The sequence below is a fragment of the Cyclobacterium roseum genome (assembly GCF_010119225.1).
In the GTDB taxonomy this organism is placed as follows: domain Bacteria; phylum Bacteroidota; class Bacteroidia; order Cytophagales; family Cyclobacteriaceae; genus Cyclobacterium; species Cyclobacterium roseum.
Map to the genome: position 1 here is coordinate 491,759 of NZ_WNKF01000001.1, position 26,545 is coordinate 518,303.

At 39.7% G+C, this 26,545-nt stretch carries 31 protein-coding genes; 18 read left to right on the forward strand and 13 right to left on the reverse strand.

Annotated elements, in window-relative coordinates:
- Positions 1-17: 17 nt before the first annotated feature.
- The 6 genes from GJQ68_RS01925 (at position 18) to GJQ68_RS01950 (ending at position 5,954) form a co-directional block, all read left to right on the forward strand.
- Entirely contained in the window at positions 18-1,160 is a 1,143-nt protein-coding gene (locus tag GJQ68_RS01925) for a tyrosine-type recombinase/integrase (RefSeq protein ID WP_162415602.1), read from the forward strand.
- 22 nt (positions 1,161-1,182) lie between these two features.
- Positions 1,183-2,286, forward strand: a complete 1,104-nt coding sequence (locus tag GJQ68_RS01930) for a hypothetical protein (RefSeq protein WP_162415603.1) — start codon at positions 1,183-1,185, stop codon at positions 2,284-2,286.
- A 102-nt stretch (positions 2,287-2,388) separates the two neighbouring features.
- Positions 2,389-2,724: a helix-turn-helix domain-containing protein gene (locus GJQ68_RS01935; protein WP_162415604.1), complete on the forward strand. Its 336-nt coding sequence runs from the start codon at positions 2,389-2,391 to the stop codon at positions 2,722-2,724.
- Entirely contained in the window at positions 2,717-3,022 is a 306-nt protein-coding gene (locus tag GJQ68_RS01940) for a hypothetical protein (protein ID WP_162415605.1), read from the forward strand. The genes GJQ68_RS01935 and GJQ68_RS01940 overlap by 8 nt, the downstream gene beginning before the upstream one ends.
- A 2-nt stretch (positions 3,023-3,024) precedes the next feature.
- The gene (locus GJQ68_RS01945; protein WP_162415606.1) at positions 3,025-4,437 is read left to right on the forward strand and encodes a YfjI family protein; all 1,413 of its coding nucleotides are present in this window, start codon (positions 3,025-3,027) and stop codon (positions 4,435-4,437) included.
- 110 nt (positions 4,438-4,547) lie between these two features.
- Entirely contained in the window at positions 4,548-5,954 is a 1,407-nt protein-coding gene (locus GJQ68_RS01950; protein ID WP_202927857.1) for a DUF6965 family protein, read from the forward strand.
- A 644-nt stretch (positions 5,955-6,598) separates the two neighbouring features.
- On the opposite strand, the gene GJQ68_RS01955 is transcribed toward GJQ68_RS01950, so the two are convergent.
- The 6 genes from GJQ68_RS01955 to GJQ68_RS01980 all read right to left on the reverse strand — a co-directional run bounded on the left by GJQ68_RS01955 (position 6,599) and on the right by GJQ68_RS01980 (position 10,875).
- The gene (locus GJQ68_RS01955; RefSeq protein WP_162415607.1) at positions 6,599-7,198 is read right to left on the reverse strand and encodes a hypothetical protein; all 600 of its coding nucleotides are present in this window, start codon (positions 7,196-7,198) and stop codon (positions 6,599-6,601) included.
- A gap of 476 nt (positions 7,199-7,674) precedes the next feature.
- On the reverse strand, positions 7,675-8,613 hold the full coding sequence (locus GJQ68_RS01960; protein WP_162415608.1) for a HipA domain-containing protein: 939 nt from the start codon (positions 8,611-8,613) through the stop codon (positions 7,675-7,677).
- Positions 8,613-8,945 (reverse strand): HipA N-terminal domain-containing protein, encoded by a 333-nt coding sequence (locus tag GJQ68_RS01965; protein ID WP_162415609.1) that lies wholly within the window; start codon positions 8,943-8,945, stop codon positions 8,613-8,615. The genes GJQ68_RS01960 and GJQ68_RS01965 overlap by 1 nt, the downstream gene beginning before the upstream one ends.
- Positions 8,938-9,147, reverse strand: a complete 210-nt coding sequence (locus GJQ68_RS01970; RefSeq protein WP_162415610.1) for a helix-turn-helix transcriptional regulator — start codon at positions 9,145-9,147, stop codon at positions 8,938-8,940. Before GJQ68_RS01970 ends, GJQ68_RS01965 begins: the two co-directional genes overlap by 8 nt.
- Before the next feature lie 697 nt (positions 9,148-9,844).
- Positions 9,845-10,405 (reverse strand): GNAT family N-acetyltransferase, encoded by a 561-nt coding sequence (locus tag GJQ68_RS01975; RefSeq protein ID WP_162415611.1) that lies wholly within the window; start codon positions 10,403-10,405, stop codon positions 9,845-9,847.
- 161 nt (positions 10,406-10,566) lie between these two features.
- Positions 10,567-10,875 carry a winged helix-turn-helix transcriptional regulator gene (locus GJQ68_RS01980; RefSeq protein WP_162415612.1) on the reverse strand — a complete coding sequence of 103 codons (309 nt, stop codon included), beginning with the start codon at positions 10,873-10,875 and terminating at the stop codon, positions 10,567-10,569.
- Positions 10,876-10,970: 95 nt separating this feature from the next.
- Here GJQ68_RS01980 and GJQ68_RS01985 point away from each other — a divergent pair, with 95 nt between their 5' ends.
- The 9 genes from GJQ68_RS01985 to GJQ68_RS02025 all read left to right on the forward strand — a co-directional run bounded on the left by GJQ68_RS01985 (position 10,971) and on the right by GJQ68_RS02025 (position 17,440).
- Positions 10,971-11,738, forward strand: coding sequence for an MBL fold metallo-hydrolase (locus GJQ68_RS01985; protein WP_162415613.1), 768 nt, complete (start codon positions 10,971-10,973; stop codon positions 11,736-11,738).
- 127 nt (positions 11,739-11,865) lie between these two features.
- Positions 11,866-12,519 carry a hexitol phosphatase HxpB gene (hxpB, locus tag GJQ68_RS01990; RefSeq protein ID WP_162415614.1) on the forward strand — a complete coding sequence of 218 codons (654 nt, stop codon included), beginning with the start codon at positions 11,866-11,868 and terminating at the stop codon, positions 12,517-12,519.
- A gap of 111 nt (positions 12,520-12,630) precedes the next feature.
- Positions 12,631-13,485 carry a helix-turn-helix domain-containing protein gene (locus GJQ68_RS01995; protein WP_162415615.1) on the forward strand — a complete coding sequence of 285 codons (855 nt, stop codon included), beginning with the start codon at positions 12,631-12,633 and terminating at the stop codon, positions 13,483-13,485.
- A gap of 251 nt (positions 13,486-13,736) precedes the next feature.
- Positions 13,737-14,318 (forward strand): DUF1572 family protein, encoded by a 582-nt coding sequence (locus tag GJQ68_RS02000; protein WP_235941002.1) that lies wholly within the window; start codon positions 13,737-13,739, stop codon positions 14,316-14,318.
- Between the two features lie 246 nt (positions 14,319-14,564).
- Positions 14,565-15,269, forward strand: a complete 705-nt coding sequence (locus GJQ68_RS02005) for a carbon-nitrogen hydrolase family protein (RefSeq protein ID WP_162415616.1) — start codon at positions 14,565-14,567, stop codon at positions 15,267-15,269.
- 132 nt (positions 15,270-15,401) lie between these two features.
- Entirely contained in the window at positions 15,402-15,878 is a 477-nt protein-coding gene (locus GJQ68_RS02010) for a hypothetical protein (protein WP_162415617.1), read from the forward strand.
- A gap of 254 nt (positions 15,879-16,132) precedes the next feature.
- Positions 16,133-16,471 (forward strand): type II toxin-antitoxin system HigB family toxin, encoded by a 339-nt coding sequence (locus GJQ68_RS02015; protein WP_235941003.1) that lies wholly within the window; start codon positions 16,133-16,135, stop codon positions 16,469-16,471.
- A gap of 3 nt (positions 16,472-16,474) precedes the next feature.
- Positions 16,475-16,834 (forward strand): helix-turn-helix domain-containing protein, encoded by a 360-nt coding sequence (locus GJQ68_RS02020; protein WP_162415618.1) that lies wholly within the window; start codon positions 16,475-16,477, stop codon positions 16,832-16,834.
- A gap of 138 nt (positions 16,835-16,972) precedes the next feature.
- The gene (locus GJQ68_RS02025) at positions 16,973-17,440 is read left to right on the forward strand and encodes a hypothetical protein (protein WP_162415619.1); all 468 of its coding nucleotides are present in this window, start codon (positions 16,973-16,975) and stop codon (positions 17,438-17,440) included.
- A gap of 293 nt (positions 17,441-17,733) precedes the next feature.
- Here GJQ68_RS02025 and GJQ68_RS02030 read toward each other — a convergent pair whose 3' ends face one another.
- Both GJQ68_RS02030 and GJQ68_RS02035 read right to left on the reverse strand, forming a co-directional pair.
- Positions 17,734-18,039 carry a type II toxin-antitoxin system RelE/ParE family toxin gene (locus tag GJQ68_RS02030; protein ID WP_162415620.1) on the reverse strand — a complete coding sequence of 102 codons (306 nt, stop codon included), beginning with the start codon at positions 18,037-18,039 and terminating at the stop codon, positions 17,734-17,736.
- Positions 18,036-18,269 (reverse strand): hypothetical protein, encoded by a 234-nt coding sequence (locus tag GJQ68_RS02035; protein WP_162415621.1) that lies wholly within the window; start codon positions 18,267-18,269, stop codon positions 18,036-18,038. The genes GJQ68_RS02030 and GJQ68_RS02035 overlap by 4 nt, the downstream gene beginning before the upstream one ends.
- Positions 18,270-18,549: 280 nt before the next feature.
- On the opposite strand from GJQ68_RS02035, the gene GJQ68_RS02040 reads away from it, so the two are divergent.
- Together GJQ68_RS02040 and GJQ68_RS02045 are read left to right on the forward strand one after the other, a co-directional pair.
- A complete protein-coding gene (locus tag GJQ68_RS02040) occupies positions 18,550-18,792 on the forward strand; it encodes a ribbon-helix-helix domain-containing protein (protein WP_162415622.1) in 243 nt (80 codons plus the stop codon).
- Positions 18,792-19,064 (forward strand): type II toxin-antitoxin system RelE/ParE family toxin, encoded by a 273-nt coding sequence (locus tag GJQ68_RS02045; protein WP_162415623.1) that lies wholly within the window; start codon positions 18,792-18,794, stop codon positions 19,062-19,064. Before GJQ68_RS02040 ends, GJQ68_RS02045 begins: the two co-directional genes overlap by 1 nt.
- Before the next feature lie 42 nt (positions 19,065-19,106).
- Here GJQ68_RS02045 and GJQ68_RS02050 read toward each other — a convergent pair whose 3' ends face one another.
- Positions 19,107-20,015 (reverse strand): SAM-dependent methyltransferase, encoded by a 909-nt coding sequence (locus GJQ68_RS02050; protein WP_162415624.1) that lies wholly within the window; start codon positions 20,013-20,015, stop codon positions 19,107-19,109.
- A gap of 464 nt (positions 20,016-20,479) precedes the next feature.
- On the reverse strand, positions 20,480-21,610 hold the full coding sequence (locus tag GJQ68_RS02055) for a TlpA disulfide reductase family protein (RefSeq protein ID WP_235941004.1): 1,131 nt from the start codon (positions 21,608-21,610) through the stop codon (positions 20,480-20,482).
- A 732-nt stretch (positions 21,611-22,342) separates the two neighbouring features.
- Here GJQ68_RS02055 and GJQ68_RS02060 point away from each other — a divergent pair.
- Entirely contained in the window at positions 22,343-23,023 is a 681-nt protein-coding gene (locus tag GJQ68_RS02060) for an aspartate/glutamate racemase family protein (RefSeq protein ID WP_162415625.1), read from the forward strand.
- Between the two features lie 102 nt (positions 23,024-23,125).
- Here the strand turns inward: GJQ68_RS02060 and GJQ68_RS02065 are convergent, their stop codons facing one another.
- The 3 genes from GJQ68_RS02065 to GJQ68_RS02075 all read right to left on the reverse strand — a co-directional run bounded on the left by GJQ68_RS02065 (position 23,126) and on the right by GJQ68_RS02075 (position 26,431).
- Positions 23,126-24,367, reverse strand: a complete 1,242-nt coding sequence (locus GJQ68_RS02065; RefSeq protein ID WP_162415626.1) for a dipeptidase — start codon at positions 24,365-24,367, stop codon at positions 23,126-23,128.
- A gap of 19 nt (positions 24,368-24,386) precedes the next feature.
- Complete coding sequence (locus GJQ68_RS02070) at positions 24,387-25,751, reverse strand: hypothetical protein (RefSeq protein ID WP_235941005.1); 1,365 nt, start codon at positions 25,749-25,751, stop codon at positions 24,387-24,389.
- A gap of 311 nt (positions 25,752-26,062) precedes the next feature.
- Entirely contained in the window at positions 26,063-26,431 is a 369-nt protein-coding gene (locus tag GJQ68_RS02075) for a DUF4260 domain-containing protein (RefSeq protein WP_162415627.1), read from the reverse strand.
- Positions 26,432-26,545: the final 114 nt, after the last annotated feature.

The window sequence follows — 26,545 nt, forward strand, 5'->3', positions numbered from 1 at the left end:
CCCAAGCATAAAAGACAATGGCAACTAAAGTAACATTACGCAAAAAGAAAATAAGCAAGGGACGGCAAAGTCTGTATTTGGACTTTTATCCACCCATACCCCACCCCGACACCGGACAACCAACCCGCAGGGAATTTTTAGGTATGTACCTATTTGAAAAAGCCAAAACGCCAATTGACAAACAGCACAATACAGAAAATCTGAAAATAGCTGAAAGCATACGGCAAAAACGGGAAAACTTTTTGAATAAGCCCGAAATATACAGCCAATACGAAAAAGAGCAACTACGGGTAAAAGAATTGGGCGAACAATGCTTTGTTGCCTATTTCCGGAAATTAGCGAACAAGCGAAAAGCTTCCAACCATGACAATTGGATTTCAGCCCTGAATTACCTGGAAAAATTCACCGGTGGAAAGTGGAGGTTTGCCGACCTTAACGAAAAATTCCTGGAAGACTTTAAAGAATACCTACTGACCACCAAAAGCAATAGAAGCGACAAAGTAACCCTTTCCAGAAATTCAGCGGTTTCCTACTTCAATAAGGTAAAAGCAGCCTTAAAGCAAGCCTTTAAAGACGACATACTACAAACAGACCTCAACGCCAAAATACAGCCCATTAAAGCAGCGGAAACCAGACGGGAATACCTGACCATTGAGGAACTAAACACATTGGTAAAAACACCGTGCAGCAATAATTTATTGAAACGTGCGGCCCTTTTTTCAGCCCTAACCGGATTGCGTTTTTCAGATATTCAAAAAATGGTTTGGGGGGAACTGGAATACATTGAGGGCCAAGGGTATTTTCTGAATTTCAGCCAAAAGAAAACCAGTGGTATTGAGTATTACCCTATTTCCGACCAGGCTTTCAGTTTTTGCGGTACCCGGGGCGAATCCGGAGCCAAAGTATTTGAAGGATTGAAGTATTCGGCCTACCATAACAAACACCTGTTTCAATGGATTGGAGCAGCTGGAATTTCAAAGGATATAACCTTTCATTGTTTCCGGCATACCTTCGCCACCCTTCAACTGTTCAATGGTACAGATATTTACACCATTTCCAAAATGTTAGGACATAAAGACCTGAAAACAACCCAGATATACGCTAAGATTGTAGACGATACCAAACGCAAAGCAGCGGATAAAATTAAATTGGATTTTTAACTACTAAAAGCATAAAAGACAAATGATAACACCGAAAATAATAGCCCTGTTTCAATTTATTGATTACTTACATGCTAATATTGAAAATTTTAGAAAGTATGATAGGGTCTTAGACGAACTATATTTACTTGGTTACGAAAGAAAACTGGTAAGCCCTCAAAAGAATTTTAAAGACAAATTAAAATATGACGAGTTACAGGAACAAATTAAAGGCAAATTCAAAGTAATTAAGGATAACATTTTGCAACCCATACTATCCAAAGCTATTGAATTAAATATTTGCGACCCGAATAAAACTGAAACCCTTTGGAATTGGAACAGTACCGAAATAAACAAACTTAAAAAGAATTTTAGCAAAGACGATTTACCAGAAATTTTAATCCACAAAAACAGATATTTGGAATACAGGAAAAAGACTAAAGGCGAAGCATTTTTTGGGTTAGGTTTTTTCTTTGACGATTTGGACGAATTATTAAAGAGTTTATTCGATTTTTTTAAAGAAACAGAACATAATGAATTTGAACCTTTTGAGACAAAAACTATACAGGTAAGTGATATTAGCGAAGCGGTTAAATTGTTTCAGTCAGGACTCAAAAAATTTACATTACCAATCAGTTTTTTGAACCCCTCCACAATTCAGCAACACCCCAATATTGAATCGTTGTCACCTCAACCGATTGTTAAGCAAAAACCTGAACTGAATGGAAAACTAATTACATTCAAAAACAGCGACACAATTGACAAAATACATACTGAACTAAAAGGGTATTTCCCGAATAAAGAAGCCGAATTATTGAAAGCCTTACAAGGCGAACAGTTAAGCGAAATACTTTTATTTCCTCATAACCAAAACAAGTTTGTTGAGGTCTTTAAAAGGTTGAAGTATAACGGATTTTTAATAAGTACCCCAAAAGAAATTAACACTTGGATATGTTCAAATTTTGCTTACGTTAGGAAATTGGGCGACAAAAAGGAGGTAAAAAACTTTAATGAAAGCACCATTAAAACCCATTTAACCAATTCAGCTAAGGAAAGAGAAGCTGAACCAACACCCAAAGAAAGGATTTGCACACCCAATTGGCTACCACATTATTGGAGTAGCGAACTAAAAAACAAACAAAACTAAAAATTCAATACCACTAATTACCCCCTAAACCTATTTGGGTATTGATAGGGGTATTTTTTGCTCTGTTCATTTGCTGCATTAATAATCTAAAAATGTAGTAAAATGAATAATCCATTTGAAGAAATTGAAGCAAGGTTAAGCAGTATTGAAAACTTAATACTTGACATTAAACACAAATCCCAACCGGTTGCCCCCGCCGATCAACCCGAACAGCTTTTATCCATTCAGGAAGCTTCACAATTTCTAAACCTTAAAGTACCTACCATTTACAGCAAGGTAAGTAAAGGCGAATTGCCCGTAATGAAGAGAAGCAAACGACTGTACTTTTCCCGTGCTGAATTATTGGGATACCTTAAAGAGGGGCGTAAAAAATCAAACGCTGAAATTGAGCAGGAAGCAGAAAGTTTCCTAAAAAAGAAAGGGGGTAAAAATGAATAAGCCATTGAATACCCCCTTGAATTATTTGCATAAAAGACGAAGTAAAAGTAAGTATTTTAAAAACCAACTAAAAACCATATTTCAGTATTTACAGGAACATATTGCCACAGCTTCAATGGTTTCGGATGCAACGGGAATACCTCAAAAGAATATTTGCCGGTACAAACGTGATTTAGAAAAAGCGGGGCGACTTTGGGAAATTACTAAAAAGAAGTGCAAGCAAACAGGCTTTAAAGCTTGGTATTTAAGCACTAACCCTCAAAACGCTCCACATAACAACCAGTTAAACCTTTTCTAAATATGGATCCGAAGAAACTGAACCCCGTATTTGACGACCTCAACAACCCGGCTACCATGGTGAACCACGTTGAGGGGCTGCAAAAGACCGTCGAAGCTGAACAGAAAGCGAAACAAAACCCTTTCCCGGTTGAGGTATTCCCCGAACCGATACAGGAAATAATTACAGCCACAAATGAAAGCCTGAATTTCCCTATTGACTTTATAGGGGCTTCAATATTGTACGCTGTTTCTGTTTCGATAAGCAACACCCGTAGAGTTGAAATAATGAGTGGTTACGAACAGAACGCTGTTTTATACCTTGCGATTGTAGGGCGACCTGGAACGAATAAAAGTCACCCAATTAGTTTTGCATTGAAACCGATTGAGCAACGGGACAATTTAAAGTTTCAGAAATACCAAACCGAAAAACTGGAATACGATACTATTTCAGCCCTTACCAAAAAAGAAAGGGAACAGCAAGGATATAACGAACCTTTAAAGCCAATTTGGGAACAGCATTTAGTTACCGACTTTACACCCGAAGCACTTACAGAGGTGCATAAATTCAATAAAAGAGGTATTGGCGTTTATGCAGATGAGTTGGCAAGTTGGTTTAAGAATTTCAACCGATACAACAAAGGAAGTGAAGAACAATTTTGGTTAAGTGTATGGAGCGGTAAACCGATAAGGATAAACCGAAAAACAAGCGAACCGACTTACATACCGTTGCCCTTTATTTCGGTTGCAGGAACAATACAACCGGGCGTACTTAATGAATTGGCAGACAATAGAACCGAAAACGGGTTTTTAGATAGGTTGCTGTTTGTTGTGCCCGATAACCTGAAAAAAGAATACTGGAGCGAAACGGAATTAAGCCCGTCAATAGTTGAGAATTGGCAAGCCATTATTTCAAATCTTTTGGACCTTTCAATAATTCAAGACGAAACCAACAACCCACAGCCTGAAATATTGAGGTTTAAACCCGAAGCAAAGCAACTTTTATTTGAATGGCAAAGGGAATTAACAGACCAAAGTAATAGGCCCGAAAACGAAGCCATAACCGGAATAAATGCCAAAATAGAAATGTATGCTGTTCGATTGGCATTAATACTTCAAATGGTACGGTATGCCAGTAATGAAGGCAATAAACAAGCAGTTGGAATAGAAGCGGTACAAGGGGCTTTAAAGTTGGTTGAGTACTTCAAAAAAACAGCGATTAAGGTACATTCTATTGTATCAAATGCAAGTCCATTAGATAAGTTACCCACCGACAAACAAAACCTTTACATAGCGTTGCCCGACACCTTTACAACAAGTGAAGGCTTACAGGTTGCTGGAAGGTTTGACGTGGCTGAACGGACTTTTAAGCGGTTTCTGTCAAACAGGGAATTGTTTAACAACCATACAAGGGGCGAATATGAAAAGCGGTATTAATCAAATGGCATTTGGCACAATTGACACAAATGGCACGAACGGCGCAAAATTAAATGCCACTTATGCCATAAATGCCACTTGTGCCACGTGCCAAACAATCATTTCAAAAAATGGATAAGCACCGATACAGTTTAGAAAAAGGCAGTAAAAAGCACTATTGCCCCGACTGTAATAAAAAGACGTTTGTACTGTACATTGATACAGAAACAGGCGACTATTTACCCAAACAGTACGGACGTTGCGACCGTGAAAGCAAGTGTTTGTACCACCTCAACCCCTATTTAGACGGGTACGCAAAAGCAATTTGGGTACAGGAACAGGGCAAACGTTCAAATTTGCCGAACAACCGGAAACCACAGCGAAAAAAGGGAAAACCACAGCCTTCACCTGAATCCGTATTTTTTGACTTTGATACATTCAGGCAAACATTAAAGGCAAATCGCTATGAGCAAAACACTTTTATTCAGAACTTACTTTTATCCGTCCCCTACCCTTTTGACACCCAGGCAGTCACAAGGGTAATTGAATTATACCGATTGGGGACGGTTTCAAATGGTTACAGAGCCGGGGCAACTACTTTTCCTTTTATTGATATAAAGGGCAATGTAAGATCCGTGCAGGTTAAACAATTTGACGAACAGAACCACACCACAGGCACGGACTTTTTACATTCAATCATTGAAAAGCACCGCACCCGGAATAATAAGCCTTTGCCTGAATGGTTGGAAGCCTACAAAAAGCAGGATAAACGGGTTTCCTGTTTGTTTGGCGAACACCTTTTAAGCAAATACCACAGCAACCCGGTTGCCCTGGTAGAAGCACCAAAAACAGCCGTTTACGGCACCTTGTATTTTGGCTTACCTCAAACACCTGAAAGCCTTGTTTGGTTGGCAGTGTACAACAAAAGCAGCTTTTCATTTGACAAGCTGACCGTATTGAAAGGGCGTTTTGTGTACGTATTCCCGGACTTATCAGAAAATGGTAATACCTTCAATGAATGGGAAACAAAAGCCAAACAATACGAAAGGTGTTTACCGGGAACACGTTTTATTTTTTCGGAACTATTGGAACAGCTGGCACCTGAAAAAGACAAAAAGGAGGGCAACGACCTGGCAGATTATTTAATAAAACAGGATTGGCGGACGTACAGAAAATGGAATACCAAGGAACAGCCGTCACCAAAGCCTGAACATGGAATAAGTATAGGCCCAAAGTTGAAAATATTAGATCAATCTCCGCCAATACCAGATTCTGAAATAGTAAAATCCAGCCAAATCGAACCACCTATAAAAGAGCAGTCCGAATCCTGGAACAATAGTATTTCAGAACTTGAAACCTACTTTGCAAACATTGAAATACCTGCCAAACCTGTAAAACTGAATCGATTCAGTACAATAACAGATTGTTCCAAATTCATTAAATGCCACTTTGCCACCGTGAAAGCGAACAACAGCAAACGAACCTTTTTACCCTACTTGAACCGATTAAAGAAATTAAAACAGCTTAAAAAACACTAAATTCGTTAATAATTTAGGTTTCAAACGTCCGATAAAATGCCAAAACTCTATACATTCCCAACACTTTATAATGAAGCCTTGCAAATTAATATTTCAAAGCTAAAAAGTTGGGGCTATCTTACCCCGGGACAAGTAATTAACGGAGTGCTTAATTGGAGCAATAACGGCAACCCCACAGGTAGTATTTCAATTAAGGTTTACACCCTTGACAGTAGGCCCTATATTGAACTGAATTACAAGTACAAGGACGAACCCCGGAAATACAAAATATATTTAATCTCAACCCCTTCAAATCTAAACAAGGGCGAAATATGGTATTTCCTTTGCCCTTGGACAAACAAGCGTTGCCGGAAACTGTATTCCATAGGCGGGTACTTTTTGCACCGTGAAGCGTTCAACGGTTGTATGTACGAATCCCAAACCCACAGTAAAAAGTACAGGCAACTGGAAAAAACATACGGGGCGTACTTCAAAAGTGATAACCTATACAGCGAACTGTACAAAAAGCATTTTAAAAAAACGTATGCCGGGAGACCAACCAAAAAGTATTTGCGAATAATGGAGCAAATAACCAATAGCGAACAAATTGACCATAGAAAAATTGAAAATTTAATTTACCCTTCTTGAATTGGTAAAATACTTTTTTACCAATCTTCGTCTAGATTTTCTACGGTTTTAAAAGTGAGCATATCAAGATAAAATTTGTCTAAAAGTTCTAAAATAGAAGTTATGTTTTTTCTTACCTTATTATTTCCCTTAAAACTAAAATCTCCATTATAAGATTCAACATTTCCCTTTGAAGTTGTTGAGGTTTGACCGACCAATGATCTGTTGATTAAATCACTCATTACCCCATCATCGATATAACCCAAATTAGTCAAAATAGCCCTATACCTACCTTCTTTAAATTCAATGGATACGTTGAAAATTTGCTCCACATCTATTAAAACCATTGGAGTTCTGCCTCTTGAATACCCATATTTCTGATTATCAATTGGCCTTTTTTCAAATTCTCCTTTGAATGAATTGGAATCCTCTGAAATAATATTAATTATTCCATTTTCTGAAAAGTAGGTCTTCAACGAATTGAAATCAATATCCTGCCCAGGTTCAAAAACCTTAACCCAGGAAACGGTTCTTTCTGCTTTGTCAAACCTAAAATTTCCAATTTCTTCAACTTGAGAGAAAGACGGTAGGATAAGTAAAAAACAAAAAACAATTACTAAAGCAATTTTTTCGAACATCTCTTTTAATATTTAATTTGAATAAAGTTAAAAATTACTGATCCATTTCCAATGAAAAGGAATCAAAGAAGCAATCTAAATATTAAATTTCATGCAATGGTGATTCAGAATTTTAGCGTTTTTATAGGGTTTTCAGGCAATATTGTACCCTATTTGTACCCCTAAATTATAAGTAATTGAATATCAATGTTAATTACTTTTTGTATCGGGAAGTAAGCGCACATTTTTACAAGTTCTTCTATTTTGTTTTTTAAAATTCGTCTAAATCAATTGTTTTTTTAGGTAAAAAAAATGCATCTTCCTCCCTCTCCGCTGGAAGAGGGATCGAGGGTGAGGGAGAAAAAACAAGAGAATTACATTCCCTATCCGATGTTTACGACATTATCGGCCCCAACGAGCTCTTTACCTACCAAGAAGCAAACGCCATTGTCAACTCATCTATGGATTCAAAAATAAAGCGTATCCATAAATTGCCCTCACCCTTCGAATACGCTTATCCTATCCACCAGTAATTCAGCATATTTCTCTTTAAATTCATCACTGAGAAAACTCTTTTGAATCATGGTCATCCAATCTTCTTTACATGCCATCATTTTGGAGATGATGTTTTCCTGCTGCCTTTTGTCTAAACCGGCAACATTAAATGCTTGTGTGAAATCCCCCTTTCTAATTTTTTTCTTTTTGCCGTTTAAGGTAAGGGCAAGCTCTTCATCATCCGCTGGATTGACGATGCCTGTACAGAGCATATCATATGCCGGACTCAGTACCGGCCCAAAACCGGGCCTTGTGATTAAAGAAAAATTTTTAAGGTGCATATCGGCGTTCCCGGTCAGAAAACTGAAAACCACCTGTTCATAAAAATTGACAAGATCCAAGCCGGGCAACTTGGAGTATTTTAAAATCGTTTTAGCTACCTGTTCATAGGATCCTCTGTACTTGTCCTCTGTCAACCTCTCCGTCAACTGGCACATGTCTTCCATGTGAAGTTTACTTTTCTTAATCCTGTCGATCCTTTTGGTGATATAGGCAAGATTCCCTGATTTCATCCGGATCAGGGAATGGGGCACCGTGGGAATCTTGGCGATCTCCGCCAGGTGCATGGTCAGATCTTCCACTTCAGGAAGTTGCGGATAATTGGATGAGGCGGGTTTTAAAATATATCCACCCCATAAACCAACAATGGTAAAACGTTTCGTATCCGAATCACCTTTCGAAATATGTAAGGACAATTTCGCTTGAACCCCAGTCAATGTGACTTGGCTTTTGATGATGTTTTTGGCAAGCTCTTCCATCTCATTTTCAGCATAGGGCAATTCCGGCGGAACGGGAGAGCCAAATATCTTCCTACTACAGGAGGAATGAAAATCGGTTTCGCCATCCTGCAGGGGCTTATAACAGTACAAACATTTCTCCATCACAATTCTTCTATTTGTGGCACAATACTGACCGCTCCAATCGTATCCTTACAGCAAACCAACAAAAGCCCCATCCTGTCCCGTGAGTCGAGTTTCCAACTTTTCTCCGCAATATCCAGTAACCAGCCTTCCGGTATCAGGCCATCAAAAAAAGGAAACATCGTTAGGGAATGAAAATACTTTCCAGACAAGGACAAAGTCAAACTTACAGGCTCTGGGTTTTCTGAAGCTAGATAATCACCATCATAACTGAAATGATAGCCATCTTCATCCTGAATAAGCAGTCCGGCAAAACGGTCATGAATAAATACCTGCGCAATCCTTTTAGACATGGTGATCCTGTTTAATCTCAACGGCACCTAATTCATAGCCAAACAAGCGCAACACCTGGTTAACCTTGTCCATTCTTAAGGTAGGCTTGCCCTGCTCAAGGTCACGTACAAACCTCAACCCCACCCCGGCTTTACTGGCCAATTCAGGTTGCGTCAAAGCAACCGCTTTTCTTTTATTTTTCACGAACTCGGATAGATCCATCTGTTTTTTATACCTGATTGGGTACAAATTTAGCAATAATTTTTAATTTATACCTTTTAGGGTATAAAAAACTTATATTAACTGAAATTATACCTGAAAAGGTATAATTGTATTCAAATGTATTCAAAAATTACCGCAAATACTTGTTCTGTATTTGTACCGTCAATAGTTTAACCTATTGATAAATAGTATTTTATACTTTATAATGCGAAGCGTCTTACTTTTATAAAGTAATGAAATACGATTTAAATTCGCCATTTTTGACCATACCATACATTTCCGTCGAAGAATTAGCCCACTACCTTTCCTCCAAAAAGCCCGGATTCTAAACCCAAAATGGCCTGTCCATTTATTTGAATGACGGATCGATTTCTTCCAATTATGATTTTGAAATCGAAGAACTGGAATTTTCCTTTAGTTTATTTTCTGAAGAGGAAAGGCTTGGCGAGTTTATTGAGGGGTTTAGGGTCCAACGTATCAAAGATTTTGAAGCATTGGGCTACAAAAATAGCTGGATCCGGTACCTCAACCGGGAAGCAGATAGGGAGGTTACCCAGATGGAATCGGAAGAGGGCCCGCTATGTTTTCAATTACACAAAATGAAAACCCTGGTATTCGCTGCCTCCTTGCATTTCTATGATGAAGTGTATGAACAACTGACATTACCGGAAGATTTTATTTCTTATTTTTCCAAAAATCAAGAATTATTCTGCTTCCACTCTTTCTTAGCTAAAACATACAATTTGAATTGCTCGTTACCCTTTTGTAGCTGAACATAGCCATCATGCTGAAATCCTATTTTTTCCAATACCCTGCACGAGCCTGTGTTTGAATCCGTAGTGATGGCACGGACTATTTCCGCACCATGAGTATGAATTGCTAATTCAACCACTTTTGGAGCGGATGCTGTTGCGTAGCCATTTCCTTCAAACGATTCTAAAATTGCATAGCCAACATCCAAACCTTCCACACCTTCTCGGTTGTGAAGGCTGCAAGTGCCGACTTCTTCCTTGGTTTCAGCATCGATAATTACATGATTGACAAATCCCTTTACGCTCAATTCAGGATGCATTTTATCCAAGATGTATTGTTTAGCATCAGTAACTGTTTTAATACCCCTATCGCCAATGTGAGAGAGCCAATTCGCACCTGTCATTAAATCATAGAGTAACGGAGCATCCTGCTCTGTTACCAGTCTTAATTGTATTGGCCTTGCCACCGCTTTGTCCATCCTAGTAAAGGAAAGTATTTTCAGCATGATTCACCAAACTATTCTAACATTAGTCCACAATATTAACCAGGTGCTATTGTCCATTTTGACCAATTTATACCTCCCAATGGTCAAACTTTTAAGCCAGGCAAAAAGTAAATAAAGAGAAATCCTCGCTCCCAAATCGAACTTGCTTTACTAGCGAAAAGTCAAGAATTACCAAACTCATCCAAAGCGGCAAGTATTGGCCCTAACTCCCGACCTTTTTCTGAAAGGTGATAGTAAACCTCCAAAGGAAATCCATTGACCTCTCGTCTCTTGATTAAACCTTGCTCTTCCATCTGTCTCAAGTGTTCGGTAAGCACTTTTTTTGACACTTTGGGCATAGATCGCCACAGGTCATTGAACCTGTATTCTCCATAATGAAAAAGGAAATGCAGAATCATTGGTTTCCATTTTCCAGAAACCATATTCAACGCTTTTTTTAGTCCGCAATTTTCAAAATCCTTATAGTCCATGTCCTTTTTTGGAGAAAAACAAAGTTACCTAAAAGTAACCTTCTTGCTAAGCCAGTAAAGCACCATTACGTTTACCCGAATAAAAGAATTTTGATATGAAACTACAACTTTGGCGCAATGCCACTTTACAACTTAAACTAAATAGCAGCCAGCTTCTAATTGACCCTATGCTTGGAAATAAAGGTTCATTCGGCGAGTTTCCTTGGACTAACGATAACAGAGAAAATCCCTTAGTAGATTTACCCTTTTCCAATTCCGAATTAGCTTTAAAACTCAAGAACATAGATGCGGTTTTCGTTTCACATCTTCACCCAGATCATTGGGATGAAGCAGCAGTAAATCTCCTTTCCAAGTCAACTCCAATTATTTGCCCTGAACCTATTGCGCAAGCGATAGCCTCTTACGGTTTTAATGACGTTCAGCCTTTTCAAACCGAAAAGAGTTTTAATGATATTAACCTACATTTAACGACCGGAAAGCATGGTACCGGTGAAATTGGTCAAAAAATGGGTTTAGTGAATGGCTTGATCCTGAACCATAACAACCAGAAAGTATATTTTGCTGGTGACACGGTTTGGTGCGATGATGTAAAAGAAGCCATTGACAAGCATCAACCTCAACACATTATTGTGGCAGGCGGTGCAGCTACTTTCGCTATTGGTGAACCGGTTACAATGACCGCTGAACATATTCAGCAGATTGCAAGGTCTGCGCCTGGTACTAAGATATGGGTCACGCATTTGGAAGCCATTAGTCCATGTACAGAAAATCGAGCATTTCTGAGTAGTTTTCTACAATCACACAACTTGGAGAATCAGTGTAAAATCCTAAAAGATGGTGAAGAAGCTGAACTTTTATTTTAAAAAAGCATTAAGGATATTTGTACCCATAAAAAATGTGAAAATCATAGTGTATCCTTATATCAACAAATAATAACATAAGCTGAAACGTATTGCTACTTCATTGCTAGTTTGTTACAGAGACCGATAGATGAAAGATATTGATACCATCATTTTTGATATGGACGGAGTTTTAATCAATTCCGAGCCATTTTGGACAAAGGCTGAAAAGGAAGTGTTCTCATCCATTGGTGTGAAGTTGAATGATAAGGATTGTGAGAAAACCCGAAATATGACTACTGACGCTGTAACCAGGTTTTGGTTTGAACAACAACCCTGGGACGGAGTGTCACTTAAAAAGGTAGAATGCCAAGTGATTGATCGGGTCGGTGATTTTATTAATATGGATGGTGAACCATTTGGAGGTGTAAAAATATTGATCGAAAAACTTCATGTCAAAGGCTATAAACTCGGACTTGCCACAAACTCCCCTTACAGGCTAATTCCAACCGTATTGAATAAACTGAATTTGGCCAACTTCTTCAGTACTATTATTTCAGCAGAACATGAAATTGAAGGTAAGCCAAATCCCGCTGTTTATTTGAGTGCTGCAACAGCACTAAAATCACCTCCCAATACGTGCGTTGCAATAGAAGATTCAGTGACAGGTTTAAAAGCCGCTAAAAAAGCAGGTATGGCTACAATTTTTCTTTCTTCTGAATTTAGCAAAAATGGATATACAAGCAAATGGGCAGATTTCACCTGTAACGACTTCCACGAAATTTTAGAACTTCTTAGGGTTTAAACATATTAAGGGATCGCAGATAATAGTGAAGTTCTAACCAATCGGAATACTATTGCTTTTATCGCATATCAGAAAAGATATCAAGGAGCATAGCATTAAATGAGACAAGTAATGAAAACTGATCAAGTGTACAGTATACCATCTATATTTTTCGAATCAGTAAAGAATTCGGTTTCTTGTTTCATTAAGCCATATACCAATGCCCAAAAAGTGGACAAGGCACAGATACTGATGGAAACCCACGTTTTGAGTTTCTTACTTGAAGGGGAAAAAAGCGTTATACTACCTGATTCAAAAGTAACCTTCCAAAACGACAGCTTTATCCTGCTCAAAAAAGGCAATTGCCTAATGACCGAAAAGCTATCAGGCGAAGGTGGTTTCAAAAGTCTGTTGATATTCTTTGACAACGACTACCTGCTCCGATTCTTCAAGAAATATAACCTTGCCTTATCATCAGCAAGCACAGATCGCGGCTTTTCAGTATTGCAGAAAGATGATTTGCTCAATTCAATTGCCTACTCGTTGCTACCTTACTTCGACAGTAAAAAGGATCTACCTGAAAGCATAAGTGAATTGAAGGCTGAAGAACTGCTACTGCAGATTGTCGATTTGTACGGCACGGAATCGGTTTCCTTTCTCCTTGATCATCTCCAAGCCTATCGTGATATAGCGTTTAAAAAGGTCGTAGAGAGCAATATCACCAACAACCTAAACTCATCGCAATTGGCCTTTTTATGCAACATGAGTCCTTCCACATTCAGACGTAAGTTCATTCAGTTTTACGGTGAAACACCAGGCAAATGGTTTACAAAAAAGAGATTAGAAAAGGCAGCGCAATTACTCAAGAGTTCAGACGCTAACGCATCTGAAATTTATTTGAAAGTAGGTTTTGAGTCCTTATCCAGTTTTATTCATGCCTTTAAAAAAGCGTATGGAGCAACGCCAAAAAAGTATCAAAATAGTTGATCATTTAGCTACACTTTTTGAAACTTAGGCACTAACATGATTCGGTTATCTCAACCTAATATTGTGGGAAACCATTAAAGCAACAAACGATATGAGAAACAAAACGATAATTCTATTCATTTCACTAACAGTCCTGTCCTTTTCAGGAATAGCGCAAACATTCAGATTGAGCAATGCATCACTCACAGGCCAAGCTGTTGTTGGTTTTTATTTGAACGCCAATGTCATAGAGAAATCACCCACCGTATGTTATGCCCAACGATAGACTTATGGAAAATTATTTAGAAAGTGTCATCAAGCAATTCAAGTATTACCAAGGGCTTGGCTGGTACACTATGAACCAGATTGATGAAAAGTCGCTATTCTACGAACCGGCAGACGATACCAACTCAATTGCCATAATCGTAAAGCACCTTCACGGTAATATGCTTTCCAGATGGACAGATTTTCTAAACGCTGATGGAGAGAAAGAATGGCGTAAAAGAGACGAAGAGTTTGAAGGAACATTGACCAATCGAAAAGAGGTGTATAAACTTTGGAATGAAGGTTGGGATTGTCTTTTTAAAGCCATAGAACCGCTTAAAGCTGATCAACTAGACCAGATCATTTACATCAGAAATGAAGGTCATACAGTCATGGAAGCAATCAACAGACAGCTCTGTCATTACATCTATCACGTTGGCCAAATTGTATTTCTCGGTAAAATAGTAACAGGTTCTAATTGGGTGAGCCCTTCCATTCCAAAAGGAAAATCCAAGGACTTTAATAAAAACAAGTTTGCACAAGAGAAGTCAAGAAAGCACTTCACAGACAATGATGATGTCAAAAAATGACACTTCAACTTCTTGTATTCTATATTTAATAAAGACTAAAACAGGCACCAATGTTAAAATCAATTTTCACACTATTAGTAATAAAACTTTTCAGTAGCTGCGGCAACAACCCAGCTAGTACCGATCCGATTCCATCTCATGATAGTTTTATAATTGAATCTAAAAATGTCATAGCAAAAAAAGATAAGCCTTGATTTAGGTAATCAATCAAATTAATTGATGTTTACTTCGTTCTAAAATTGCAAGATGAAAATAGCTCTTATCCAACTCAAAGCGGAGAAAGGAAACGTATCTCACAACATCGCCAACCACATCAGTTGGATAGAAAGAGTTGTTATGCACAATCCCGATTTAATTATCTTCCCCGAACTTTCAATTACCGGTTTTGAACCAACACTTGCTAAGGAATTGGCCTTCCAAGAGTCGGACAAGAGATTTGATGTTTTCCAGAAGTATAGTGACAAAATGAATTGCTCAATTTCTTTTGGATTACCCCTAAAAAAAACTCAAGGTATTCAAATTGCCATGCTTATATTTCAACCGAAAATTCCTAGAACATTCTATTCAAAGCAGTGGCTTCATGAAGATGAAATTCAATATTTTACTCCAGGAACTAGCCAAACCATCTTGTCAGTTAATGATACTTGTATTGCACCTGCAATTTGCTACGAATCTCTGAATCCAAGCCATTTAACAAATTGCCTAACGCTCGGAACAGCTATTTATCTCGCTAGTGTTTCTAAACATGATAAAGGAATATCCGAAGCATATAAATACTATAGCAAAATAGCCTCTCTTAACTCAATGCCAGTTCTTGTTGTAAATAGCGTTGGATATTGTGACAATTTCATGAGTGCAGGTCAATCCGCAGTTTGGGATTCAAAAGGGAATTTGGTTGAAAATCTGAGTACAGATAAAGAAGGTTTCCTACTCTATGATTACATGTCTTGATATGGAAAGTAAGTATGGTTTTTTGAATAGCTATGGAAAAAACACCAAAGCTTCTGAGCAAAGATCCAGACATCTGAAGGATCTTACTTTAATAAATTAATGAAATACAATTAATTTTTCCCATTTTTGAGCATGTCAAACATTTCCGTTGAAGAGTTAGCCCAGTACCTTTCCTCCAAAAAACCCGGATTCCAAACCCAAAATGGCCTGTCCATTTATTTGATTGACGGGGCAATTTCTTCCAATTATGATTTTGAAATGGAAGAACTGGAATTTTCCTTTAGTTTATTTTCCGAAGCGGAAAGTCTGCATGACTTTATGGAGGGGTTTAGGGTCAAAAATATAAATGATTTTGAAGCATTGGGTTACAATAATAGTTGGATCCGATACCTCAACCGGGAAGCAGATATGGAGGTTTGCCAGATGGAATTCTACGAGGGCCCGCTATGTTTTCGATTACACAAAATGAAAACCCTGGTATTCGCTGCCTCCTTACATTTCTATGATGAAGTGTATGAACTCCTGACCTTACCGGAAGATTTTGTTTCTTATTTTTCCAAAAATAAATCCAAGATTGCTACTGCTATGGCAAATCGGTATCAATTTTAGGAAAAAATTACCCGCAGCCTGATGCTTAAACCCAATTAACTTAGGAAGGATCAGAAAGGATGCGTTTACCAGTTGAATTGCTTATTCAAGCTTATGAAATGGACAGAAGCTTTGAAAGTACTATTTCACAGATCGGCATGTGTAGAGGGCTTCTACCCTACCCTGGAAGAAAAAGCGGTCACCCTTCTTTACCTGATTAAATAGATCTAAAACTTTCAAGATTCCATTGAAGATAAATTTTATATTTTGTAACTTTGTTACAAATATCAAAACTTCTGTACAGCTATTCCGTCGAAATGCGAATCGTTACGTTTAAGCGAATCAAAGAATTTTCAGAAAAACATGCAGATGCTGAAATTCCGTTGCGATTTTGGTATTCGGTGACAAGTAAGAAAGATTGGGGATCAATAAACGATATCAAGAAAGATTTTAATTCGGTCGATTATGTTGGTAATCACCGTTTTGTTTTCAACATTAAAGGGAACGACTATCGTCTGATTGCTATTATTTCATTTAATGCTAAGAAAGTATATATACGATTTATTGGCACCCATGCGGAATATGACAAAATAAAGGACATTCAAAATACCTGAGCCATGATTAAGTCAGAAAAAGAATATACTGCCATAAAAAACAGAATTGAGGAATTACTTTCTGTTGCTGAAAACATAGAAAATACAGAAGCTAAGGGCTACGTGGAGCTCAATTTGCTTTCCGATTTGGTGGCGGATTACGAGGAATTGCATCACCCTATCCAGCCTCCTACCCTTTCGGAGGCCATAAAACTGCGAATGCATGAGCGAGGTTTAAATCAACGAGCGCTTTCTCAATATTTGGGTGTAAGTAGTTCCAGAATCAGCGAATACCTCAATGGGAAAAGTGAACCTACCCTTAAAGTTGCCCGTGAAATAAGCCGAAAATTGGATATTGAAGCATCCATTGTTTTAGGGGTTTAAATCTACACGCTTGGTTTTGGGTTGCTTGATAATATTATAATGAAAATGGGTAAAATAAGTAATTATTCTTTCCGTATCGGAAAGTAACCTTTCACCGTGAAAATTAGTGATTGACCCTCGATTTTAACAATACCTAAAATGCCAGTCGAAGAATTAGCCCAGTACCTTTCCTCCAAAAAACCCGGATTCCAAACCCAAAATGGCCTGTCCATTTATTTGATTGACGGGGCAATTTCTTCCAATTATGATTTTGAAATGGAAGAACTGGAATTTTCCTTTAGTTTATTTTCCGAAGAAGAAAGTCTTGGCGAGTTTATGGAGGGGTTTAGGATCCAGCGCATCAAAGATTTTGAAGCATTGGGTTACAACAATAGTTGGATCCGATACCTCAACCGGGAAGCCGATATGGAGGTTTGCCAGATGGAATTCGAAGAGGGCCCGCTATGTTTTCGATTGCACAAAATGAAAACCCTGGTATTCGCTGCCTCCCTACATTTCTATGATGAAGTGTATGAACACCTGACACTACCGGAAGATTTTATTTCTTATTTTTCCAAAAATAAATCCAAGATTGCTACTGCTATGGCAAATCGGTATCAATTTTAGGGAAAATTACCCTCAGCCTGATGCTTAAACCCAAAAAGGGTGCTTACATCGGTAAGATCAGAAAGGATGCGTTTACTTGATGTAGTTGCTTTTTCAAGCTTATAAAATGGACGGTAGGCAAGAATCAGGTAAACAGTAAAATAAGCATTATTTTTTTCCTACAGGATCTCAGTTCATCATCACCCTATCCAGCCTCCTACCCTTCCCGAAGCCATAAAACTTCGAATGCATGAAAAAATAAAAAAAGCACTTTCTCAGTATTTGGGCAAGTAGTTCCAGAATTAGCGAATGTCTTAAATCCTTGTACTGGCTGGATCCTTTCTGGTATCTACCACCGCTTCGACATACAAGGCCTTTCCTTCTACACTATATATGATCTTATAATTACCTTCAACCAAGTAGCGGAATGAACGGCTTACAGTTTTATCTGTATCTTGAGGTGATCCAGATTCTGGAAAAGCTTCCAATTGACGGGTTCTTGCCAAAATAGACCTGGCCACCTTCTTCGCCGCTTGGGGAGATTTGTCAAGAAGAAAATCATAGATGGCTTCTAAATCGCCTAAAGATTCATCGGTCCAGATTACTTGTGCTTTCTTCACTGATTAAACTTGCTTTCGAAATAAGTCTCCATATCTTCCTGGCTATGGGTCCTCCCGCTTTCTATGTCAGCCTCTGAGCGTTTTAATTTGGATTCCAGTTTTTCTCCCATTCTCGAATGATATGCCGATTCCATGGAAGATTTACGTAAGTCATCAATTTTTTCGACCATGGCTTCATCTTGCCTGGTTAACCAATTGATCAGTTCTATTTTTTTAACAGCTAAGTTCATTTCTATCATAATTACATTTAAAGATAACGATAAATTATAAAAAATGATTATGTGAATAATCCCAGCCACTGTTTATTCCTTAAAAAACCACTGTTTAATTCTGTACCGGAATTGTACCGCCACTAGGTTAACCTATTCTCAACCTGATTGTCAAAAACAAAGGCTTTGTAAATTGCAATTTAAAAAAAAAATTGTATCTGAGTTGGTCACTAAAAACAGGAACTATTAACCTTGCTTTTATGGTTTTTCCGGTGTATTATTACACCATAACTACACAAGTATGGCCAGACAAACAATAACAGTAAACGAGCCGAACGACCGATGGATGAAGGAAAAGATCCAGGGTAACGAATATGCAAGTAAGAGTGAGTTGATCAATGACTTGATCCGTAGGCAAAGAGAACAAGAAGAAGAACGAATTTGGCTACGGAATGAGCTAATCAAAGGTGAGGAAAGCGGTCTATCCCGTAAATCTATGGCCGAAATATTGGAAGAGGCCAAAAAGCGGGCTAAAAAAGGATAATGAAGTACGTACTTACGCACCAAGCTGAGGAAGACCTTATCGCAATTTACTTGTATGGTCTGGAAGTTTTTGGACCTACACAGGCAGAAAAGTATCACCGCTCAGTTGAAAAAGCATTTGAGAGGATAGCTGAAAACCCCAAGATGTTTCCTTTGGCTTCCCATATTCGGGAAGGATATAGCTATTGTGTCCACATCTCGCATACGATATTTTTCACAGTAGACGATCAGGTCAGGATAGTCAGAATCATAGGAAGACAAAAATTTCCTTAAACCATGATCAATCCTCAGCACCCATTTTAGAATTGGGGCAAATTAATCACTTACTTTTTCAAACACCAGGCGGTGATGGTCCCAAATTTCTCGTTCGAAAGCAACTTTGATAGGGGCTACTTTCAAGTTGCTCAGGCGTTTACGCATCGACGGGTCAGTGAACAGTTGAGGCACAAGTTGAAGGTAGGCCCAGTACTTTTTCCATCCAAAAGATTTCAGTTTTTGCCGCCAAACTTTGATGGTTTCAATGTAGTCCAGCCTCCCACTATGTTCCGTAACGAGCTTAAAATACGGAGCTGCATTTTTTATGATTTGCTCTTTTCCATATGGGATCCAGGAACCGGGGAATTCATTCATAATCAGCGCTAACAAATATTCATTAGAATCCTTAGGTGCGTGTATATCGGCACTGTCAATGTCGATCATGCCTTTATCAAATACCATTGTTTGGATAAAACACCGCTTGCCCACCGGTAGTAGACTGCTGACAATTTTAAAAAAGTGTTGATAAACCTCATCCTGTTTACCCGCCCTATACTCATCCACTGAACAAAAATGTTCGAATGCCCCAACCGAGGCAATGGCATCAAACTTTCCAAAGGTAGCCGGGCTTAGGTCGCGGTAATTACAAATATGTACATCAAGGCCATTGCGCTTACAAGCATTGTATTGCCCTTCCGAAAGTGTAATGCCAGTTCCTATTGCACCCAATTCTTTGATATAGGTTAAAAACGGCCCCCAGCCCGAACCGATATCCAGTACCCGATCACCCGCTTTTATTTCCAGGTATTCAGCAATAAACGTATGCTTATTTCGCTGGGCCGCTTCCAGTGAAAGTGAAAAATCACCATCATACTTGGCCCCGGTAAAATCAGCCGTTTCCCCCACGCTCCACCTCCATATTTTGTCCATTTTGGAATAGGTATAATCGATATCCTGCTTGCTGGCCATATTAAATGATGTTTTGGTGGGTAAATATTTTTTATCTAAGCCATTGATGTTTAATTTGATAATTCATATTTGGAGTCTATTGTTGAACCAAACGGTAAAATTATCACTGGGGAACAACGTCAATCAACAAGGTTTTTCTCGCTACACTATTTATGGTCCTATAATCTTCTTCAACCAAGTAGTGGTATGAACGGCTGACCATTTTATCGGTCAATTGAGGAGATCCGGATGCTGGAAAGGTTTTCAATGGACAGGTTCTTTTTTACTGCTAAGTCCGTTCCTATCACATTTACATAAAGATAACGATTAATTATAAATAGAATATTTCCAGCCACCTATTTTTTCCTTAAAAATTACTGTTTAATTCTGAAGTGCATTTGTACGACAAATAGTTAACCTGATAAATTAATAATTTAAATTGGCTATTAGGATAGCCTTATACCCTCTGTAAAGGCTTACCCATATTATAAATTGCGCTCTAAAAACCGTTGCAGTGCTGGTCCGCGCAGGTTTTTTCCAATTATTTTTCCTTCCGGGTCAATCATAAAGGATGCTGGAATAGCCGTAATGTTATACAATCTGCCTGCTTCACTATCCCACATTTTGAGGTCTGATAGCTGCGTCCATACCAGTTTGTCGTCGTTAATGGCCTTAAGCCAGGCATCCCGATCGCTATCCAGGGATAGTCCTACAACGGTAAACCCTTTATCTTTAAATTTATGATACTGGGAAACGATATTAGGGTTCTCTTCCCGGCATGGCGCACACCAGGCCGCCCAAAAATCCAAAAGAACGTACTGGCCCCTGAAGTCGGAAAGCTTGACTTCTTTGCCTTCCGGTGTCAAGGAGCTAAAGTCCGGCGCTTGCTGTCCGATACTTAATGGTTTTATCTCTTCAATATGTGAGGCGAAGGATTGCACATCTTGATTGTTTGGAAACTTTTCCCGGAATTCTTCCATGTGTTCAATGATTGCTTCCTCATGTGCTGTCGGGTCAACGGAGTACAAAGTCATCATTCCATAAAAACCGGCCAGATTATCTTTGTTCTCCAAAAAAAACTGCAACACCTTCTCTGATAACTCGCTGACATACCTTTCATTCTTGGCCATCAAATCATTCTGTATCGATAGCATCGTTTCGCCGCTATCTATTCGCTTTTCAAAATCAGCATGTAATTTAACCTGTTCTTTATCAAATTTTTGACGAATCGCATCGAGCTTTTGTAGTTTAGCCGATGTTTCCGAACCCTTTACCGTGTAATGGTCAGGGTTGGACAGGTCAGCGTTGAATTCGACTTTTTCTCCATTTTTTAGTACCAGCATAAATGATCGCTCTCCCACCAATAAGGTATATAAAGCCTCATCAGGCGTACTTCCTTCGAAATTAAACCCCCCATTACTTTCTAATTCGATAGCGTGGGTAGCCGTTTCTCCTTCTAGCAGCCGTACGCTTTCAAGTTCTCCTGCATTTTCTATGCGTCCGGTCAAAATAAATTTATCTTGAGCTACAGCCTTAGCGCTTTCCTTTTCTGCGGCATTGCATGACATGAGTAAGATCAGGATAAAAGCTTTTATTAAAATTATTTCTGATTTCATTGTATTAATAGTTATTGGTCGCTGATTAATCTTTTATATTCATCGTCTCTACGCCACAACTTAGAAAGGAACATGGTTTAATATCCAAATCAAATGCTTTCAATGGTACCTACACTTTGCTCCTATTATTCAATTACAACCATACTTCTTCGGTAATCATATTTTTGATTTTTCGGCTGTTTTGTTAAATCTTTCTATTGCCTGGTCATTCTCCAAATTACCGTCGGAAAGGGTTTCTGGATTTTCAATGCTTGCCCCATGCTGAGGAAGAAGACCCTTTGAAGTAGGTCGGTAGTAATAAAAATTGATTGTAGCTTTTCATGCTTCAACTGTTGAAAATAGAATTTGATTCCGTTTTCCCCGAAGAAATTTTTCGAATAATTTTGTCATGACGAGAAAGATTAAAAGAACAGGGACAGGATTTACCCGCTTTTATATTCCTAATAGTCAATATCCTTAAAGGACAGCTGATTATATATCTGCTTAAAATCAAAAAGTCTTTATGATGAATTTTTGAGCAATCAAAAGTAGAAATGAAACGGGATTTTTTGAAAGTGGGCTTCAAAATGGGGAAACCAACAAACGGTAATTGTGCCTATTTCTCTTTATAAAAACGAAGTGCGCGTTCCTGTCGCACTCCCTCCCATGGGTCGCTGATCGATGAAATATTTCAAATGGAAGGAAAAGGAAAGTCTTTTTCTTACTTTGTGATGGAATCAGATCAGGTTACAAATGAAAAAAATAGGTTTAATCGGTGGCACTTCATGGCATGCTACCATTGTTTACTATCGCCTTATAAATGAGATGGTGGGAGAAAGGATCGGTACGCAGGGAAATCCCGAGTTGCTTATCTACAGCTTGAATATAGAACTGATGCGGGCCCAGGATAAAGAAAAAATCAATGCCAAATACCTGGAAATTGCCCAAACCCTGGAAGCGGCAGGTGCAAAAGCCCTGGTCATCTGTGCCAATACGCCGCATATGGTGTACGATTTCGTGCAACCGCAAGTAGGCATTCCAATATTGCACATCGCAGATGCCGTGGGGAAAGAGGCACAGGAAAAAAGGCTACAGACCCTGGGCCTCCTGGGTAACAGGCCCACCATGACCGGTGATTTCATTCCTTCTCGTTTAGCAACGAAATTTAGCATACAGACAGTCATCCCTGACGAACGCTACATCGCGCAAAATCATTGGTATGTCTCCAATGAATTGACGCAGGGTATTTTCAGCGACGGGGCAAAAACGTTTTTTATGGAACAAATGGAGTTGTTACGGCAAAATGGAGCGGAGGGTATTATTCTGGGATGCACAGAGCTCCCAATTCTTATGAATGAAACGGATTTTGATCTGCCAATGCTTGCTACCACAACGCTTCATGCAAGGATGGCTGCCGATTTCATTTTGGAATGATTTCAGTAAAACGGTTGGTAACCTTTATCGGGAAATACGAAAAGGATGGGTACGCTGTTAACTTGACAGTTTAAATTGAAGGCCAAAGAAAAGTCTAGTGTATCATCCCCCTGTTACCTCCCGGATCACGCGAAGCCAGTTTAAGCCAAGGATTTTTTTGATTCGCTTATCGCTATAACCGAGCCGCTGCATGGCCATGGTTATCTGGGGAAAATCGCTGATATCCTGAATTTCCCGAGGCAACTCAGGACCGCCGTCTAAATCGGAACCGATGGCAACGTGGTCTTCTCCCACCAAATTCACCCCATAGTCAATCACCTTCGCCAACTGATCTACATGCATCCAATAGGGGTCGGGAATCGTTCCCGTGAAATTCAGTGGGACCTCTTTCATCAGTTCCTGATCCACTTCTTCAATGGTCTTCAATTCAGCACCTTGAACGGAAGCGGGCGTCGTTTCCTTTGTATCTGTCTGCCATTCCCAGTATTTTGGGTTGTTAAACAGGCTGCCAAAGTGAATCCCTATTACGCCCCCTTTTGATGCCACCGCTTTCGCTGCTTCGTCGGTAATACAGCGCGGATGAGGCACGATGCTGTAGAAACCTCCATGACTATAAATAATAGGATGCTTACTCGCCTCGGCCGTTTGCAGGATCGCCTCATTGGATGCATGCGCAATATTGATGACCATTCCAAGTCGATTCATTTCGGCGATGATGTTTTCCCCGAGCTCATTAATACCACCCCATCGTCTGACATCATTACAGGTATCTATAAACGCATTGGTGGTATTGTGGGCGGTTAGCTGCATGGACCTAAGACCTAATCGGTAAAGTGCACGTAGAAGGTTGATATCTCCGTCCAGGTCAAACGGACCTTCTAAATCCAGAAATGCCGCAATCTTTCCTTTTTTGGTGATGCGTTCGATATCCGAAGCGGTAAGAGCAAGTTCGATCACCGCATGGTTCTTTTCGATTTGGTCCAGCGCCAGGTTCACCACGCGAAAGGTGTTTTTTGTCTCGAACCTTCCGGGATAATAGTGTTCTGGGGTATAGACAGAAAAAAACATGGCGTCTACACCACCTTCTATAGCCCTTGGCAAATCGACGGTCCCATCGGTATAGCGCTGTCCAATATCGGTACCGAACAGCAGCTCGCGGGTCATGACGTGCGTATGCCCGTCCATCACCAAGGCCTGGTGATGTAAATCATTTATTGGCTTGGTGGGGGGATCTGCAGGAAGACTCATTCCGGTGGCAGAAGCAGCGTTTAAGGTTTCTATTGGAAACATGCTTCCTGCAATCGGAAGAAGTGTTAAGTTTTTTATCAGGTCTCGGCGTTTCATGAGATTATCAAATTATCAATTATGAGTCAAACCCCCTAATATAGGGCCGGCTGGGGGGCCGCTCACCTTTATTAAATTGTGGACCCCGGGTGGATTGGTAGGTCATGTCCATGTAAGGCGTCTCGATGGTACGTCCAATGGCCGTGAACCGACCATTTTCCCAGTTAGATTCCATGTAATGGTTTACAATTCCGGTTGAAAGCAGCAGTCGCTCAGCAGGGAATGGTTCCTTTTTGGTAACCATCATCTCGGTGATCCAGTGCGGTTGGGCGTTTGAGGCATGGTATTGATCGAAAGGGCCTGCCCAACCCAGCATAGAGATGATCGCCGGATCTTTTTGCCCTTCGATTTCGCCGGCGTAGGTCCAGCCAACACCCCGGCCAGAGAGTACAGCCGCTTTCGTTCCATCATTATACTCCACCAAACACAAGTCCTGGGCGTTCTGCTGAAAATGTCCAGGCGCTAGTTCGAATTTTTTCTCCACCGAATCAAGCAAATTGAGTGCCCAGGAATTCCGTTCCACCCATTTCCAGGTTTCAGGCCCTCTGATGGACTGTACTGACTTGACGCCTGTCTCTCCTCCCTTCCTGCGTTCTACAAAGGCTTGAAGTACGTCAATACAATGGAAAATACCGCCTTCGTCTGCTGCTCCACCAAGAACGATCGAATGTTTTATGGGTGTATCGATATCGAGTTCTATCTCAGGCTTACGGTAGTAGACGGGTATGGAGGACCCGCCGGTTAAGGGGAAATCGAGCGCTCGGGATTTGTCAAACATCCACTTGGCCTCATCCCAATTGTAAGAGAGGTGCTTGTCATTAAAGACCGGAACGGACCGCTTACTCTGCTCGAAAACCTGCATCACCTGGCTATAGATCAGCCAACGAGGCAAAAGCCAATGTCCTTTCAGGTCCTTTGGATAATCTCCATGTTCTCCCACAATGACCACACCATCCACAGCTAGTTCCTTCCCTCCCAACATGACAGCATCCCCTACGGTACGAAAGAGCGGAATGCCTTTGGCCTTTGCTACCTTCTGGCCCAGTTCGCTTTGGTCATGTTGATGCAGAAAGATAGAAGCTACCTCAACTCGTGATGGTGTATGGGCACCCTGCCACCAATATCCGTCAATCAACTTGGTTACGATCCAGTCTGCATGGGATCTGGTAGCACCCCAATAGCTGGCCAAAACGGCGATGCGGGGCCGTCGTTGTGGAGACTGGGCAGCAGCATTAAACCCGATTCCAGTAAAAGTGGCCAAACCGGCTAAACTGCTTATCCCAAGCATTTCACGTCGAGTTAAGAACGTGTTGCTCGCTTTCTTTTCGGCAACTGTATTGAAACCGTGGTCCGTGGCTTTATCTTTCGTAGGTTTTTTAGCCATATTGTTTGATGTATTACTGGTAAGAAATTAGTGGGTAATCCTTTCGCTTAATACAAAACTATACAAATATTTAGCAATCGATTCCTAGGCATGGGTCTTTTTACGGATTATTGGTTCGAGATTAGGGAAAAAATTGTTTGTTTAGGAGATCACCTGACGGATTCCAACATAGGCTGGACCGCAAAGGATTTGATGCCTGGTAGGTAGGACCGATAAACCAATTTTTTGAAACGCATTATCGGTACACATACAGCGCATCTGGAGCATTAAGATGAAGACCCTTGTTTATATCCTACTTCCTTTTGGGTAAGTCAACCTTTGGTTCCTATCCAACCTAGATGGGTGTGTTTAAAATTATCAGGTAATTTCAGCCCGTACCCAAAAATTCTATCCATCGCAGAATGGCCAAACAAAATGACACCTGCCAAGGTTAGCCCTGAAATAGTGAACCAATATCCCAAAACCAAAATGAGAATGGCAACCAATTTATGGTGAAATAAATTATAGAGCCAGGCACCTGTTCTGGTGTTGACCAAATAACCTACCATTGATAGGTCTGGTAACAGTAACAAGGCAGGATAAACCCACCAAGAATAGCCTAAATGCTTAAATAAGATGATTGAAAGTAAAAACTGGCCCAATTCTTCCAGTTTCAGAAGATTTTCAATGCTTTTAGTCATGACATCAAAATTTGGTTTTTAACTACCTAACGGCTAAAATAATACCATTCCAAGCTGAACGCTTCTCCTTCCAAAAAGGATCGAAAAAGCATTATTACTAACTCCATATACCAA